Source organism: Nonomuraea sp. NPDC049504 (assembly GCF_040676845.1).
Classification (GTDB): domain Bacteria; phylum Actinomycetota; class Actinomycetes; order Streptosporangiales; family Streptosporangiaceae; genus Nonomuraea; species Nonomuraea salmonea.
Window position 1 is genome coordinate 22,541 of the sequence record NZ_JBFAPT010000024.1, and the last position, 14,055, is coordinate 36,595.

Genomic DNA, 14,055 nt, shown 5'->3' on the forward strand with positions numbered 1-14,055 from the left:
CGGAATCGGGGTCCCGTCCTCCGGTGACTGTCCGCGTGCCGTCGTGCTCGGGAAGACTCACCGGCCATGAACGCGAAACGCTCCGCACGGATCCTCGTCGCCCTGTCCGTCGTCTACGGCCTGACCGTCGGCCTGCTGGCCCTGCTCGGCGTCGCCCAGACGGCCATGATGACCTTCCTCATCGCCGGCGCCGTGGTGCTCGGCGGCCTATGGGTCGTGCGCGGCCTGTTCACCGGCCGCGGATAGCGGCTCCCCCCGCCCACCTCAGCCGCCCGCGGTCATAGCGGGGCACGGGCACGGCGATCGAGCGTCGCATTGGGGGTGCCCACCGGCCAGCGGTCACCAGGGCAGATAACTGAAGGCGGGGCAGCGGGTCAAACGTTTCGGGCCTGATAGGCCTCTCGGCTGGCCTCGATGTGCGGGACGTGTTCGATGGCCCAGCCGGCGAGGGCCAGTGCGGGCGGAATGAGGCTCTTTCCGGTGGGGGTCAGCGCGTATTCGACCCGTGGCGGAACCTCGGCGTGCACCGTCCGCGATACCAGGCCATCGCGTTCGAGGTTCCGGAGTGTCAGGGTCAGCATCCGCTGGGAGATCCCCGGGATTTGCTGGTGCAGGTCGGTGAAGCGCAGGCTTCCCTGGTCGAGGGTCGCCACGATCAGCAACGTCCACTTGTTGCAGATGCGGTCGAGGATGGCGCGGATGGTCCGTCCTCCGTCCCCTCGGATCATGCAGGTGTGCTCGTACTCCGACATGACAGCCCCCTGTGCGCAACGCACACGTATGTGCCTTTTGTGAGGCATCCAATAGTGACGCATCATGAGGCTACTTACGACTGGTAACCATCCTGAGCCAGCCCTGCGTCACCCTATTCCGAGGTGCCTTCATGGAGATTTCCTACACGATCGTCGCAGTCCTTCTGGCCCTCTTCTACCTCTACGCCGGAGGCAAGAAGGTCGTGCAGAGCCAGGAGCGACTTCAGCCGATGATGGGCTGGGTCGACACCGTTCCCATGCCGCTCGTCCGCCTGATCGGAGTGCTGGAAGTCCTCGGCGCGGCCGGGCTGATCCTGCCGCCGCTGACCGGGATCGCGTCCTGGCTGGCCATCGCCGCAGCGGTCGGCCTCGTCCTGATCCAGGTCGGAGGCATCGCAGTCCACCTGACCCGCGGCGAGGCCCGGCTGATCGGACTCAACATCGTCCTCCTGGCAGCCGCTGCGGCAACCGCCTGGCTCGGCACAACGTGGCTCTGAACCGTCCGCCCGGTCCCGGCCCGACCTCGTCGAGCGCTTGCGCCGCATGAGGAGAGCTGGTCACGGGTGGTCCAGGGCCAGACAGAGGTGGCGCGCTCGTGTGGGCTGACCGGCCCCCCGCCACGCCGTCGACCCTACCGAGACGTCAGGAACGTTCGGCGAGGGCGGCGCGGGTCAGGAAGGCGACCGCGACGAGGGGGATGGCACTCAGGCCCTGCATGGTGGCGTACCAGGGCGGGCAGAGGCCGGGGATCAGGTCCACGCCGACGATCGCGATCGGCATGATCGTGGTGATGGTGCGTACGCGTTCCAAGCTCGTTCGCGAGCCTCCCTCAGCCCGGGTGAGGAGGCGGTGCAGGAGCGGGGCGACGGCGAGGAGGATGACCGCGCGTACCCACATGAAGGTGCTGGCGGTGTCGCCGATGATCGTCAGTACGGCGACCGTCACGAGGGTGAGGGCGCTGAACACGCCGTAGATGTAGATGCACTTGAAGGCGTTCTTCGTCATGCCGGCGACGTTACGGACGGTGAGGGTGTGTCCGGTATGAGGCTGTACGTACGGCCGGGTGGGGCCAGACCCACTCCCTAGAGGCCGTGGATGCGGCGGCCGGTGACCTGGTGGGGGACGATGCGGATGTAGAGGTGGCGTTCGCCGCCCGCCCACGGGGTGACATCGGCGTCGATCGGGGCCTCGTCGTCGGTGACGTGGTGGGCGGGGCCCTGGACGAGGACGCTCCAGCCCTCGCGGCGCGCCTCGTCGATCCTGTCCACCTCGAAACCGATCTTGATCTCCACGCCTTTCAGGCCGGTGCGCAGGTCCTGGTCCATGGGGCCGCCGTGCTGGGTGCGGAAGACGATCGCGCCGTCGTGCACCGTGTAGTTCACCGGCAGCACCGTCGGGCCGTGCGAGCCGTTGAACGCCACCCGACCGATGCCACCAGGCGCGATCAGGCGCAGGCACTCCCCGGGCTCCAGGCGCTCCAGTTCGGGCTGCCCGGCGGTGGCGCCCCGGCCGGGCGGGCGGTCGAAGCCGCCGCCCAGCAGGTCCTCGGGCGTGGTCTCCAGCGCCTTGGCCAGCCGGGTCACCGTATCCCTGTCGGGGGTGCCCAGGTGGTCCTCCAGGTACTGGACGTATCCGGGCGACATGTCCGCGCGACCGGCCACCTCCTCCAGCGTGAAGCTCAGCTTGGTGCGGTGGTGGGTGATGCGACGTCCGAAATCGCCGGGATTCTTCATAAGGCTCTCCATGCGTCAGAAGTTACCGATCCGTACGGCGCGGCCGACAGGGCCTTTGGTCCCTGATCGCCGGCCGGACCGGAGGGACTTCCGGCCCTGTTCGCCGGCCTCGCGCTGGGGTCGGATGGCGGTGAACCCGAGCACCCCATCGAGAAGAGGACTGTGCTCATGACCCCAGTCATGGAGCTGCTGGCCGCGCCGGAGGAGAAAGAGGCCGAGCAGCTGGACCCCTGGTGGCGGGCGGCCAACGGCCGGTGATCGTGCTCCGCTCGCCCAAGGGCTGAGCTGTTCGACGGCACCGGCGCGCCCGCCGAGACCGTACGAGCGCTCCCGCCGGAGCTCGGTCAGCCACGCGCTGCTGCACCACGCGCCGTGCCCGCTCGCCTTCGTCAGGGTCCCGCGATGACCCCGCGCGGTGCCTGGACGAGCAGACGGGCGGCTCGGAGACTGAGGGTCACCGAACGACGTCGAAGGGTGAGGGCGAGATGACGGAGACCGGCGGACGGCAGGCGATGCTCATGCTGTCCCTCGCGACCGTGGGGTTCGCGGTGAACTTCTGGGCCTGGGCCCTGCTCAGCCCGCTGGGCCCGCGTTTCAAGGAGCTGCTCGGCCTCTCGGCGCCGCAGCAGGCGCTCCTGGTGGCGGTGCCGGTGATCGTGGGCTCGCTGGGCCGGATCCCGGTGGGCGCGCTGACCGACCGGTACGGCGGACGGGTGATGTTCCCCCTGGTGTCGGCCGTCACCATCGTCCCTGTGCTGTTCATCGGCCTGGCGGGCCAGACGTCTTTCGCGGCGCTGCTGGCCGGCGGGTTCTTCCTCGGCATCGCGGGCACCGCGTTCGCCGTCGGCGTGCCGTTCGTCAACGCGTGGTTCCCGCCACAGCGGCGCGGCCTCGCCGTGGGGATCTTCGGCGCGGGCATGGGCGGCACCGCCGTCAGCGCCCTGACCACGGTCGGGCTGGTCGAGTGGGGTGGCGCGGCGGCTCCGTTCGTCATCACGGCGGTCGTGCTGGCGATCTACGCGGTCGTGTCGTGGCTGGTGCTGCGGGACGCGCCGGGCCGCAGCATCCCCGGGCAGCCGCTGATGACGCGCCTGGCGGCCACCGCGCGGCTGCCGATCACATGGCAGGCCTGCCTGCTGTACGCGGTCGCGTTCGGCGGCTACGTCGCCTTCTCCGTCTACCTGCCCGCCTACCTGCAGACCGGGTACGGCCTGGAGCAGGCGGACGCCGCGTACCGGATGGCCGGGTTCGTCGTGCTGGCGGTGCTGATGCGGCCGCTCGGCGGCTGGCTGTCGGACCGGATCGGCCCCGTCCGCGTCCTGGCCGGGGTGTTCGCCGTGGTCGCCGTCATGGCCGCGATCCAGGCCCTGACTCCGCCGCTGCTGCCGGTGGGCACGGTCGCGTTCCTGTCGATGGCGGCGGCGCTCGGCGCGGGCAGCGGCGCCACGTTCGCGCTCGTCGCCCAGGTCGCCCCGGCCGACAAGGTCGGCTCGGTCACCGGGCTGGTGGGGGCGGCCGGCGGGCTGGGCGGGTTCGTGCCGCCGCTGGTCATGGGCTTCATCTACGGCCGGCTCGGCTCGTACGGACTCGGCCTCGCCCTGCTGGCCGTCACCGCCGCGCTCGCCGTCGTCCTGACCCTGACCGCGGTACGGGCCCACGCGTGAGCGTCAGCGCGACGGCTCCCAGCCGCGCCGGGGCCGGCCCTCGTCCCTGCTGCGATAGACGATGTACGGCCGGGTCAGATAGCCGACCGGCGCGGTGAGCATGTGCACCAGACGGGTGAACGGCCAGATCCCGAACAGCACCAGCGCGCTCAGGGCGTGCAGCTGGAACAGCAGGGGCACGCCCGCCATCAGCTCGGGCCGCGGCTGGAAAGAGAAGATCGACCGGAACCAGGGTGAGACGGTCGTCCGGTAGTCGTAGCCGCCGCCGGTGATGTTGGCCAGCACCGTGGCAGCCAGGCCGAGGGCGATGGTGAGGGCGAGGACGGCGTACATGAGCTTGTCGTTGCGGGTGGTGGCGGTGAAGACGGGGCCGACCGTGCGGCGGCGGTAGATGAGGATGGCCAGGCCGCCCACGGTCGCGACGCCCGCGATCGTGCCCAGGACGACGGCGAGCAGGTGGTAGAGCCCTTCCCCGATGCCGACGGCCTCGGTCCAGCTCTTGGGGATCACCAGGCCGCCGACGTGGCCGAGCGCCACGACCAGGATGCCGAAGTGGAACAGCGGGCTGCCGACGCGCAGCAGCCGCGACTCGTACAGCTGGGACGAGCGCGTCGTCCAGCCGAACTTGTCGTAGCGGTAGCGCCACACGTGCCCGAGCACGAACACGGTCAGCGCCACGTACGGCAGCACCACCCACAGCAGGACGCTCATCGGCCCGCCTCCATGATCGCGTACGGTTCCAGGCCGACCGCCTCGGCGGGCGGGCCCTCGGCGGCCAGCCGCAGCGCGGCCTCCCGCTCGCGCGCGCCCGCCGGCGGCAGCGTGGCCAGCACGGCGGCCACCACGTCCGCGTACGGCGAACCCTCCTCGCGCAGCGCCGCGTGCAGCACCTCCACGCCCGCCCGGTGCTCCAGCAGCAGCCGGCGGGCCTCGCGGACGGCGCCGCGCGCCGACAGCTCGCACACCACGGCCAGGTGGTCGGGCAGCTCGCCGTCGGCGAGCTCGAAGCCGGCTGTTTTCAGCGCGTGCTGGAAGCGCAGCAGCGCGGCGCCGCGCTTGCGGGTGTCGCCGTAGGCGTAATAGGTGAGGTAAGGGCAACAGCGCCGCTTCATGTCGAACGTGGCCACGTAGTGCGCGGCCAGGGCGGCCTGGCCGGTGGCGGCCACGTGGCCGAGGAAGGCGGACAGCCGCTCGCGTGCCTCACCGGCCGGCAGCCCGCCGACCGCTTCGCGCAGCACGGCGAGCCCGTCGTGCAGCCGGTCGTCGGGGTAGCCGAGCAGCACAGAGGCGACCATGTGGACGGTCCGCACGCTCACTTCTTCCTCCTCGGGAACAGGCCGTCTGGGACGCCCTTGCCGTCCCAGTTGAGTAGGTTGACCCGGCCGCGCAGCTCGTCGGCGTCGTCCAGGTCGTCGCCGGTCTGGCGCTCGCGCAGGGCGTGGAAGTTCTCCACCGCGACCGGCGCGGGCCGCCCGGACGCCTCGCCGAACGGGCCGTTCATGCCGGGGCCGCCCTCGTAGTCCAGGCTGCAGCCCAGCTCCTCCAACTGGGCGGCCTGCTCGGCGTGGGCCTTGGGGATGACGTACCGCTCGCCGTAGGGGGCGAGCGCGAGCAGCCGGTGCATGGCCTCGACCTGCGCGCCGCTCATTCCGACCGCCTGCGCGATCGACGTGTCGGGCTCCTGGCCGAGGTTGAGCCGGCGCATGTACGAGCGCATCGCGGCCAGCCGGCGCAACACCGCCCGCACCGGCTCGGGGTCGCCGGCCGTGAACAGCTCGGCGAGGTAGCCGATCGGGATGCGCAGCGCGTCGATCGCGCCGAACAGGTTGCCCGCGTCCTCGCCGTCGTGCCCGGTGCCCGCCAGCACGTCCACCACGGGGGACAGGGGCGGGATGTACCAGACCATCGGCATCGTCCGGTACTCCGGGTGCAGCGGCAGCGCGACACCGTACTCGAAGATCAGCCGGTGGATCGGGGAGTCACGGGCGGCGTCCAGCCAGTCGTCGGGGATGCCCTCGGCGCGGGCGGCGGCGATCACGCCGGGGTCGCGCGGGTCGAGTAGCACGCCCTTCTGCGCCGCGAACAGATCCCGCTCGTCCGGCACTGAGGCGGCCTCGGCGACGCGGTCGGCGTCGTACAGGACGAGGCCGATGTAGCGCAGCCGGCCCACGCACGTCTCCGAGCAGACCGTCGGGATGCCCACCTCGACGCGCGGGAAGCAAAACGTGCACTTCTCCGCCTTGCCGGTGCGATGGTTGAAGTACACCTTCTTGTACGGGCACCCCGTCACGCACATCCGCCATCCCCGGCAGCGGTCCTGGTCCACCAGCACGATGCCGTCCTCCGACCGCTTGTACAGCGCGCCGGACGGGCAGGAGGCCACGCAGGAGGGGTTGAGGCAGTGCTCGCAGATGCGCGGCAGGTAGAACATGAACGCCCGCTCGAACTCCAGCCTGACCTGCTCCGACAGCTTCCGCAGCACCGGGTCGGGCGAGGGGTCGCCGGCCAGGTCGTCGTCCCAGTTCGCGCTCCAGCCGATCTTCATGGGGCGTCCGGTGATGAGCGAGCGGGGCCGGGCCACCGGGGTGTCGGCCTGCATGGGGGCGGAGAAGAGCCGGTCGTAGTCGTACGTCCAGGGCTCGTAGTAGTCCTGGATGGACGGCATGAGCGGATTGGCGAAGATCGTCAGCAGCTTCCTGAGCCGGCCGCCGGCCTTCAGCGTGAGCCGGCCGCGCCGGTTCAGCTCCCAGCCGCCCTGCCACTTCTCCTGGTCCTGGTAGCCGCGGGGGTAGCCCTGGCCCGGGCGGGTCTCGACGTTGTTGAACCAGACGTACTCGGTGCCCGCCCGGTTGGTCCACGCCTGCTTGCAGGTGACGGAACAGGTGTGGCAGCCGATGCACTTGTCCAGGTTCATCACCATGGCGAGCTGTGCCATCACGCGCATCAGTAGTCGACCTCCTGGCTGCGGCGGCGGATCACGGTGACCTCGTCGCGCTGGTTGCCGGTCGGGCCCAGATAGTTGAAGGCGAAGCTGAGCTGGGCGTACCCGCCGATCAGATGGGTGGGTTTGACCAGGAGGCGGGTGAGCGAGTTGTGGATGCCGCCACGCAGGCCGGAGATCTCGCTCTTGGGCACGTCCACCACCCGCTCCTGGGCGTGGTACATGAACACCGTGCCCTCCGGCATGCGGTGCGAGACGACCGCGCGGGCCACCACGACGCCGTTGCGGTTGACCGCCTCCACCCAGTCGTTGTCGCCGACGCCGGCCTTCGCGGCGTCGGCCGGGCTCATCCAGATCGTCGGCCCGCCCCGCGACAGGGTCAGCATGAGCAGGTTGTCCTGGTACTCGGAGTGGATGGACCACTTCGAGTGCGGGGTGAGGTAGCGCACGACCACGCCCTGCTCGCTCGCACCCAAGGCCGGTTCGCCGAACATCGCGGTCATGTTCAGCGGCGGCCGGTAGACCGGCAGCGCCTCGCCCGCCTCGTGGATCCAGTCGTGATCGAGGTAGAAGTGCTGGCGGCCGGTGAGCGTGTGCCAGGGCTTGAGGTGCTCGACGTTGATCGTGAACGGCGCGTAGCGCCGCCCGTCGCTCTCGCTGCCCGACCACTCCGGCGAGGTGATCACCGGCACCGGCCTGGCCTGGGTGTCGGCGAAGGTGATCTGCCGGTGCTCGTCGGCCAGCCCGTCGAACGACGTGCCGGTCCGCCGGCCCAGCGTGGCGAACCCCTGCGCGGCCAGGCGCCCGTTCGTGGTGCCCGACAGCGCCAGGATGGCCTCGCACAGGTCGCTGTCGCGGGCCAGCGACGGGCGGCCGTCCCGCGTGCCGTTGAGCCGGGACAGCCGGTCGATCTCGCCCGACACGTCGTACGTCAGGCCCTTGGTGGTCGCGCCGAGCCGCTCCAGCAGCGGGCCGAGCGCGGCCATCTTCTCCGCCACCGCCGCGTAGTCGCGCTCCACCACGACCACCTTCGGGAAGTCGCGGCCCGGTGTGGGGCGCCTGTTGAGCGCGCGCCAGTCGTGCACGCGGCCGTGCGGGGTGGCCAGCTCGTCGGGGGTGTCGTGCAGCAGCGGCACGGCGACCAGGTCCTTGCGCGTGCCGAGGTAAGTGCGGGCCAGGTCGCTGAACGCGCGGGCGATGGCGTGGAAGGCGGCGAAGTCCGTGCGGGTCTGCCACGGCGGGTCGATGGCCGGGGTGAAGGCGTGCACGAACGGGTGCATGTCGGTCGAGGACAGGTCGTGCTTCTCGTACCAGGTGGCGGCCGGCAGCACGATGTCGGAGAACAGCGTCGTGGACGTCATCCGGAAGTCCAGCGACAGCAGCAGGTCGAGCTTGCCGCGCGGCGCCTCCTCCGGCCAGGCCACGCCCTCGGGACGGCTTTCGGGCGGGGCCTGCTGGGCGCGGACGGCCGAGTCGGCGCCGAGCAGGTGGCGCAGGAAGTACTCGTTGCCCTTGGCCGAGGAGCCCAGCAGGTTGGCCCGCCACACGGTCAGCACGCGCGGCCAGTTCGCGGGGGCGTCGGGGTCCTCGCAGGCGAAGCCGAGCCGCCCGGTGGCGACCTGCCCCGCCACGTACGCGGCCGGGTCGTCGCCCGCCTCGTCGGCCAGGTCGAGCGGGTTGCGGTCGAACGTCGGATACGACGGCATCCACCCCAGCCGGGCCGACTGCGCCAGCAGGTCCGCGGTGGCCTTCCCGGCGAAGACGCCCTCGGCGAGCGGTGAGGAGACGACGTCGGCGCTGTAGGTGTCGTAGCGCCACTGGTCGGTGTGCAGATACCAGTACGCGGTGCCGATCATCTGCCGGGGCGGCCGCAGCCAGTCCAGCCCGAACGCCAGCTGCGCCCACCCGGTGATCGGCCGGCACTTCTCCTGCCCGACGTAGTGGGCCCAGCCGCCGCCGTTGACGCCCTGGCAGCCGGTCAGCGTGGTCAGCGCCAGCATCGCCCGGTAGATGGCGTCGGAGTGGAACCAGTGGTTCGTCCCCGCCCCCATGATGATCATCGAACGGCCGCCCGACTCCTCCGCGCTGGCGGCGAACTCCCTGGCGATCCTCGCCACCGCCTGCGCCGGGACGCCGGTGATCGCCTCCTGCCAGGCCGGCGTGCACGGCTCGTTCTCCGATGCTCCCCGCAGCCCGTCGCGCGCCACCCCGTACTGGGCGAGCATCAGGTCGTACACCGTCGTGACCAGGTGGCCGCCGACCCGCCGCACCGGCACGCCGCGCTCCAGCACGCCCTCGCTGTCGAAGCGGGGCAGCGCGACCGTCACCGCCTCCGCTCCCATGCAGGTCAGCAGCGGGTCCACGCCGTCCAGGTCGAGGTTCCAGCGGCCCTGCCCCTGCTCGCCGTAGCGGAAGGCGAGCGAGCCGTTCGGCACGACCGGCTCGCCGGTGCGCGCGTCCAGCAGCACCGTCGCGAACGCCCCCTCCGGCCTGCCGAGATCGGCCGCCGTGAGGAACTTGTCCGGCACGTACGACCCGCCGCGCTCCCGCAGCCGCACCAGGAACGGCAGGTCCGTGAAGCGCTTGACGTAGCCGGTGAAGGCGGGCGTCTCGCGATCGACGAAGAACTCCTTGAGGATCACGTGCCCCATCGCCATCGCCAGTGCGCCGTCCGTGCCCGGGTGCGGGGCCAGCCACTCGTCGGCGAACTTGGCGGCGTCGTTGTAGTCGGGCGCCAGCACCACCACCTTCTGCCCGCGGTAGCGCGCCTCGGCCATGTAGTGGGCGTCCGGCGTGCGGGTGACCGGCACGTTCGAGCCCCACAGCATCAGGTACGCCGCGTCCCACCAGTCGGCCGACTCCGGCACGTCCGTCTGGTCGCCGAACACCTGGGGCGAGGCGACCGGCAGGTCGGCGTACCAGTCGTAGAAGGACAGCATCGCGCCGCCGATCAGCGAGACGAACCGGGCGCCGACCGCGTGCGAGGCCATCGACATGGCCGGGATGGGGGAGAAGCCCGCCACCCGGTCGGGGCCGTAGGTTCTGATGGTGTGCACGTGCGCGGCGGCGATGATCTCGCATGCCTCGTCCCAGCTGATGCGGACGAGCCCGCCCTTGCCCCGCGCCGACTGGTAGCCGGCCCGTTTGCCCGGGTCAGAGGTGACCTCCGCCCACGCCGCCACCGGATCACCCAGCCGCGCCTTCGCCTCCCGGTACAGCTCCACCAGGACGCCGCGCGCGTACGGGTAGCGGACGCGGGTGGGGGAGTAGGTGTACCAGGAGAAGGCCGCGCCACGAGGACAGCCGCGCGGCTCGTACTCCGGCCGGTCGCCCCCGACGCTCGGATAGTCGGTCTGCTGCGCCTCCCACGTGATGATGCCGTCCTTGACGTACACCTTCCACGAGCACGAGCCGGTGCAGTTCACGCCGTGCGTGGAGCGGACCACCTTGTCGTGGCTCCACCGGTCCCGGTAGAAGGCGTCCGCCCGCCGGCCGCCCACCTGGTGGAGCGCCCTGAGGTCCGGCGAGACCGTGCCGGGCCGCAGGTGCCGTCCCAGCCTCAGCAGCGCGTCGCTGACCGCTCCGTCCATGTCACTCGCCCCTGCCGTCGTCGGTGGTGGGGGAGAAAAAGTGCCCGCCCCCGCCGCCCACCCTTCCTGATCAGGGCGGCGGGAACGGGGGCCGAAAGGCACCCGCGCGAAGGACCAAGGTCCTTCGCAGAAGTCAGTCCTTGCGGTCGGCGTGCAGCCGTGCCGCCAGCGCCGCGGCCTGCGTGCGGCGCTGCATGTCGAGCTTCGACAGCAGGTTGGAGACGTAGTTCTTGACCGTCTTCTCGGCCAGGAACATGCGCTCGCCGATCTGCCGGTTGGTCAGCCCCTCGCCGATGAGCTCGAGGATGTGACGCTCCTGCTCGGTCAGCGCCGCCAGCGGGTCCTTCCTGGCGGCCTGGTCGCGCAGCCGCTGCAGCATGGCCGCCGTGGTCTGCGGGTCGAGCAGCGACTGCCCCGAGGCCACCGTACGGACCGCGCCCACCAGGTCGGAGCCGTGGATCTGCTTGAGCACGTATCCCGCCGCGCCCGCCATCACGGCGTCGAACAGCGCGTCGTCGTCGGCGAACGACGTCAGCATCAGGCACGCCAGCCCCGGCACCCGGGAGCGCACCTCGCGGCAGACGTCCACGCCGTTGCCGTCGGGCAGCCGGACGTCGAGCACCGCCACGTCGGGGGTGAGCGCCGGGATGCGTGCGATCGCCGACTCGGCGGTGCCCGCCTCGCCGATCACCTCGATGTCGTCCTCCGAGTCGAGCAGCGCGGCGACACCTCGGCGCACGACCTCGTGGTCGTCGAGGAGGAACACACGAATCATGTCTGTGACGCTACCGAAGCGGCGCTCCCGCCGAAAGGACGAAAGTCCCTTGCCCGACCGCCGAAGGTCCACTGCCGCACGGCTTCCCGCACGCTCGGGCAGGCGCGCCGCTCGGCGTGTCAGCCGAAACGGTGCGCGGGCGCGCCGGCCTACCAGGTGTGGACGTACCGGGTGTTTCGCCGCCGCCGGACCGCGACTCCGTGAGGAGTCCCTCGCCTGAGCTACCGCCGGCGGCTTTCGTCAGCCGCAGTGGACTCCGAACGCGGCATCGCCGGTGCGGTACCAGTCGCCGTTGTAGGTCAGTTGCCCCTCGGCGTAGACGCACTTGTGCTTCAGGTACAGCTTGACCGGGCCCGCGTAGTAGCGGTAGTTGGCGCTGCTGCCGATCGGTGGGTCACTGACGGTGCGCGAGCCGCCGTCGCTCAGGAAGACCCTGATGTGGTGCGCCACGCCGTCCCACGCGGCCTTGGCCCGGGCGATGGCGCAGTTGTAGCCGTTGGAGGGGTTGTAGTAGAGGTCCAGGCTGCCGCCGACGGCGTCGCCGTAACGCAGCGGGTACGACGACAGGAAGTTGTACCCGGATCCGCAGCTGCCGCCGGTGGCGGAGGCGGGCTGCGCCGTTACCGCCGACAGCGGGATGGTCACGACGCACGCCGCCAGGACGGCGGCCAGCTTGCTACGCAGGGACATGTGGGGGGCCTTTCGCGCAAATGATCACAAACTCGCGCGATCTTACTCCATAACGTCCCCAGCGCGTCCGACGCCCTCGACGACCTCCTGCCGGCGCATGATCAGGCGCTGTGGGTTTCTTGAGTGTTCGCTTGCCCTGATCGACGCCGGACGTGGGCATGACCGCCGGATGGCACGCCTTCCCTTGCACGACCGCGCGGACTTCGACGCCGCCGAGCGCGGCTTCATCGCGAGCCTGTCACCCGCCCTGATCACGGCGGCCGACGGCGAGGTCGTCTGGGACAACGACGCGTACGCCTTCCTCGACGGCGACTGCCCAGGCACCGCGCACCCCAGCCTCTGGCGGCAGGCGCAACTGTGCGCCAAGCAGGGCCTGTTCGAGGTCACCGAGGGTGTCTACCAGGTACGCGGCCTCGACCTGTCGAACATGACCCTCGTCGAGGGCGAGCGCGGCGTCATCGTCATCGACCCGCTCGTCTCCACCGAATGCGCCGCCGCCGCGCTCGAGCTCTACCGCGGCCATCGCGGCGACCGCCCGGTCACCGGCCTGATCTACACCCACCCCCACGTCGACCACTTCGGCGGCGCCCGCGGCGTCACCGGCGGCGACGCCGTTCCCGTGCTCGCGCCCGCCCACTTCATGGAGCACGCCGTCGCCGAGAGCGTCTACGCCGGCACCGCCAGGAACCGCCGCGAGGCCTACATGTACGGCCAGCACCTGCCCCGCGGCCCGGAGGGCCAGCTCGGCTGCGGCCTCGGCATGGGCAGCTCCGCCGGCACCGTCTCGCTCATCCCGCCCACCCTGGACGTCACCCGCACCGGCCAGGAGGAGACGGTGGACGGCGTACGCATCGTCTTCCAGCTCACGCCCGGCACCGAGGCGCCCGCCGAGATGAACGTCCTCTTCCCCGACCGGCGCGCCCTGTGCATGGCCGAGAACGCCACGCACAACCTGCACAACGTCCTGACCCTGCGCGGCGCGCCGGTCCGCGAACCCCGCGTCTGGTCCCGCTACCTGGCCGAGGCCATCGCGCTGTTCGCCGGCCAGGCGGACGTGGCCTTCGCCTCCCACCACTGGCCCACCTGGGGCCGCGAGCACATCGTCACCTTCCTGTCCCAGCAGCGCGACCTGTACGCCTACCTGCACGACCGGTCAGCCACAACGTCAAGGCGATCTACCAGCGCTACCTGGGCTGGTTCGACGGCAACCCCGCCCACCTGTGGGAGCACCCCCCCGGCCGAGCTGGCCAGGCGCTACGTCGAGCTGCTCGGCGGCGCCTCCGCCGTGGTCGCCCTGGCCGGCCGCTACATGCGGGAGAACGACCTGCGCTTCGCCGCGACCCTGCTCAACCACGCCGTCTTCGCCGACCCCGGCGACTCCGCCGCCCGCGGCCTGCTGGCGCAGGTCTACACCCGCCTGGGCCACGGCGCCGAGAACGCCACCTGGCGCAACTTCTACCTGACCGGCGCCCAGGAGCTGACCGGCTCGCCGTCGAAGCCCGCGGCCGGCACCATCTCACCGGACCTGCTCAGCGCCCTGACCGCCGAGCAGGTCTTCGACTCGCTGGCCATCCGCGTCAACGGCCCCGGAGCCTGGAACGAGCGCTTCGCCATCGACTGGCACCTCACCGACACCGGCGAGCACCATCGCACCACGATGTCCAACGGCGCCCTGATCCACGAGCGCAACCCGCGCGGGAACGGCGCCGACCTGACGCTACGGCTGACCAAGGAGCGCCTGATGAGCCTGATCACCGGCGACACCGGCGGCGACGGCCTCGCCCACGACGGAGACCTGACCGTCCTGCGACGGCTGACCGCGGTCCTGGAGCAGCCCACCCCGGACTTCGCCATCGTCACACCCTGAACAGGTGCGTGGCCGGAGACCGATGAGGCTCTGGTCAGGACGA

At 71.2% G+C, this 14,055-nt stretch carries 13 protein-coding genes and 2 pseudogenes; 6 read left to right on the forward strand and 9 right to left on the reverse strand.

The features are described 5' to 3' along the window. Nucleotides 1–66 precede the first annotated feature (66 nt). Nucleotides 67–246 (forward strand): hypothetical protein, encoded by a 180-nt coding sequence (locus AB0K28_RS36795; protein WP_364379087.1) that lies wholly within the window; start codon nucleotides 67–69, stop codon nucleotides 244–246. 128 nt (nucleotides 247–374) lie between these two features. On the opposite strand, the gene AB0K28_RS36800 is transcribed toward AB0K28_RS36795, so the two are convergent. After that, nucleotides 375–752 (reverse strand): helix-turn-helix domain-containing protein, encoded by a 378-nt coding sequence (locus tag AB0K28_RS36800; protein ID WP_364379090.1) that lies wholly within the window; start codon nucleotides 750–752, stop codon nucleotides 375–377. Nucleotides 753–883: 131 nt separating this feature from the next. Here AB0K28_RS36800 and AB0K28_RS36805 point away from each other — a divergent pair, with 131 nt between their 5' ends. Beyond that, a complete protein-coding gene (locus tag AB0K28_RS36805) occupies nucleotides 884–1,249 on the forward strand; it encodes a DoxX family protein (RefSeq protein WP_364379093.1) in 366 nt (121 codons plus the stop codon). Nucleotides 1,250–1,394: 145 nt separating this feature from the next. On the opposite strand, the gene AB0K28_RS36810 is transcribed toward AB0K28_RS36805, so the two are convergent. Next, nucleotides 1,395–1,757 (reverse strand): hypothetical protein, encoded by a 363-nt coding sequence (locus AB0K28_RS36810; protein ID WP_364379096.1) that lies wholly within the window; start codon nucleotides 1,755–1,757, stop codon nucleotides 1,395–1,397. A 77-nt stretch (nucleotides 1,758–1,834) separates the two neighbouring features. Continuing rightward, entirely contained in the window at nucleotides 1,835–2,485 is a 651-nt protein-coding gene (locus AB0K28_RS36815) for a pyridoxamine 5'-phosphate oxidase family protein (RefSeq protein WP_364379099.1), read from the reverse strand. A 485-nt stretch (nucleotides 2,486–2,970) separates the two neighbouring features. On the opposite strand from AB0K28_RS36815, the gene AB0K28_RS36820 reads away from it, so the two are divergent. After that, nucleotides 2,971–4,149, forward strand: coding sequence for an MFS transporter (locus tag AB0K28_RS36820; protein WP_364379102.1), 1,179 nt, complete (start codon nucleotides 2,971–2,973; stop codon nucleotides 4,147–4,149). A gap of 3 nt (nucleotides 4,150–4,152) precedes the next feature. On the opposite strand, the gene narI is transcribed toward AB0K28_RS36820, so the two are convergent. The 6 genes from narI to AB0K28_RS36850 all read right to left on the reverse strand — a co-directional run bounded on the left by narI (nucleotide 4,153) and on the right by AB0K28_RS36850 (nucleotide 12,145). Then, complete coding sequence (narI, locus tag AB0K28_RS36825) at nucleotides 4,153–4,860, reverse strand: respiratory nitrate reductase subunit gamma (protein ID WP_364379105.1); 708 nt, start codon at nucleotides 4,858–4,860, stop codon at nucleotides 4,153–4,155. Continuing rightward, nucleotides 4,857–5,465: a nitrate reductase molybdenum cofactor assembly chaperone gene (narJ, locus tag AB0K28_RS36830; RefSeq protein WP_364379108.1), complete on the reverse strand. Its 609-nt coding sequence runs from the start codon at nucleotides 5,463–5,465 to the stop codon at nucleotides 4,857–4,859. The genes narI and narJ overlap by 4 nt, the downstream gene beginning before the upstream one ends. Further along, entirely contained in the window at nucleotides 5,462–7,093 is a 1,632-nt protein-coding gene (gene narH, locus AB0K28_RS36835; RefSeq protein ID WP_364379111.1) for a nitrate reductase subunit beta, read from the reverse strand. Before narH ends, narJ begins: the two co-directional genes overlap by 4 nt. Then, complete coding sequence (locus AB0K28_RS36840; RefSeq protein WP_364379114.1) at nucleotides 7,093–10,680, reverse strand: nitrate reductase subunit alpha; 3,588 nt, start codon at nucleotides 10,678–10,680, stop codon at nucleotides 7,093–7,095. The genes narH and AB0K28_RS36840 overlap by 1 nt, the downstream gene beginning before the upstream one ends. Before the next feature lie 133 nt (nucleotides 10,681–10,813). Beyond that, a complete protein-coding gene (locus AB0K28_RS36845; protein ID WP_345408039.1) occupies nucleotides 10,814–11,455 on the reverse strand; it encodes a response regulator transcription factor in 642 nt (213 codons plus the stop codon). A 240-nt stretch (nucleotides 11,456–11,695) separates the two neighbouring features. Then, nucleotides 11,696–12,145 (reverse strand): hypothetical protein, encoded by a 450-nt coding sequence (locus AB0K28_RS36850; RefSeq protein WP_345408038.1) that lies wholly within the window; start codon nucleotides 12,143–12,145, stop codon nucleotides 11,696–11,698. A 169-nt stretch (nucleotides 12,146–12,314) separates the two neighbouring features. On the opposite strand from AB0K28_RS36850, the pseudogene AB0K28_RS36855 reads away from it, so the two are divergent. From AB0K28_RS36855 to AB0K28_RS36865, 3 genes and pseudogenes are all read left to right on the forward strand, one after another. Beyond that, nucleotides 12,315–13,205, forward strand: a pseudogene (locus tag AB0K28_RS36855) (MBL fold metallo-hydrolase); the annotation flags it as partial. A gap of 23 nt (nucleotides 13,206–13,228) precedes the next feature. Further along, nucleotides 13,229–13,330 (forward strand): annotated as a pseudogene (locus tag AB0K28_RS36860) (hypothetical protein); the annotation flags it as partial. Next, the gene (locus AB0K28_RS36865) at nucleotides 13,287–14,012 is read left to right on the forward strand and encodes an alkyl sulfatase C-terminal domain-containing protein (RefSeq protein ID WP_364379535.1); all 726 of its coding nucleotides are present in this window, start codon (nucleotides 13,287–13,289) and stop codon (nucleotides 14,010–14,012) included. The pseudogene AB0K28_RS36860 and the gene AB0K28_RS36865, both read left to right, overlap by 44 nt. The last annotated feature ends 43 nt before the right edge of the window (nucleotides 14,013–14,055 follow it).

Bases quoted from the DNA above. Each gene is read 5' to 3' on its own strand.
- AB0K28_RS36845 (WP_345408039.1), bottom strand. From the start codon at position 11,455: ATGATTCGTGTGTTCCTCCTCGACGACCACGAGGTCGTGCGCCGAGGT.
- AB0K28_RS36795 (WP_364379087.1), top strand. From the start codon at position 67: ATGAACGCGAAACGCTCCGCACGGATCCTCGTCGCCCTGTCCGTCGTC.
- narH (WP_364379111.1), bottom strand. From the start codon at position 7,093: ATGCGCGTGATGGCACAGCTCGCCATGGTGATGAACCTGGACAAGTGC.
- AB0K28_RS36820 (WP_364379102.1), top strand. From the start codon at position 2,971: ATGACGGAGACCGGCGGACGGCAGGCGATGCTCATGCTGTCCCTCGCG.
- AB0K28_RS36800 (WP_364379090.1), bottom strand. From the start codon at position 752: ATGTCGGAGTACGAGCACACCTGCATGATCCGAGGGGACGGAGGACGG.
- narI (WP_364379105.1), bottom strand. From the start codon at position 4,860: ATGAGCGTCCTGCTGTGGGTGGTGCTGCCGTACGTGGCGCTGACCGTG.
- AB0K28_RS36805 (WP_364379093.1), top strand. From the start codon at position 884: ATGGAGATTTCCTACACGATCGTCGCAGTCCTTCTGGCCCTCTTCTAC.
- AB0K28_RS36810 (WP_364379096.1), bottom strand. From the start codon at position 1,757: ATGACGAAGAACGCCTTCAAGTGCATCTACATCTACGGCGTGTTCAGC.
- AB0K28_RS36815 (WP_364379099.1), bottom strand. From the start codon at position 2,485: ATGAAGAATCCCGGCGATTTCGGACGTCGCATCACCCACCACCGCACC.
- AB0K28_RS36840 (WP_364379114.1), bottom strand. From the start codon at position 10,680: ATGGACGGAGCGGTCAGCGACGCGCTGCTGAGGCTGGGACGGCACCTG.
- AB0K28_RS36850 (WP_345408038.1), bottom strand. From the start codon at position 12,145: ATGTCCCTGCGTAGCAAGCTGGCCGCCGTCCTGGCGGCGTGCGTCGTG.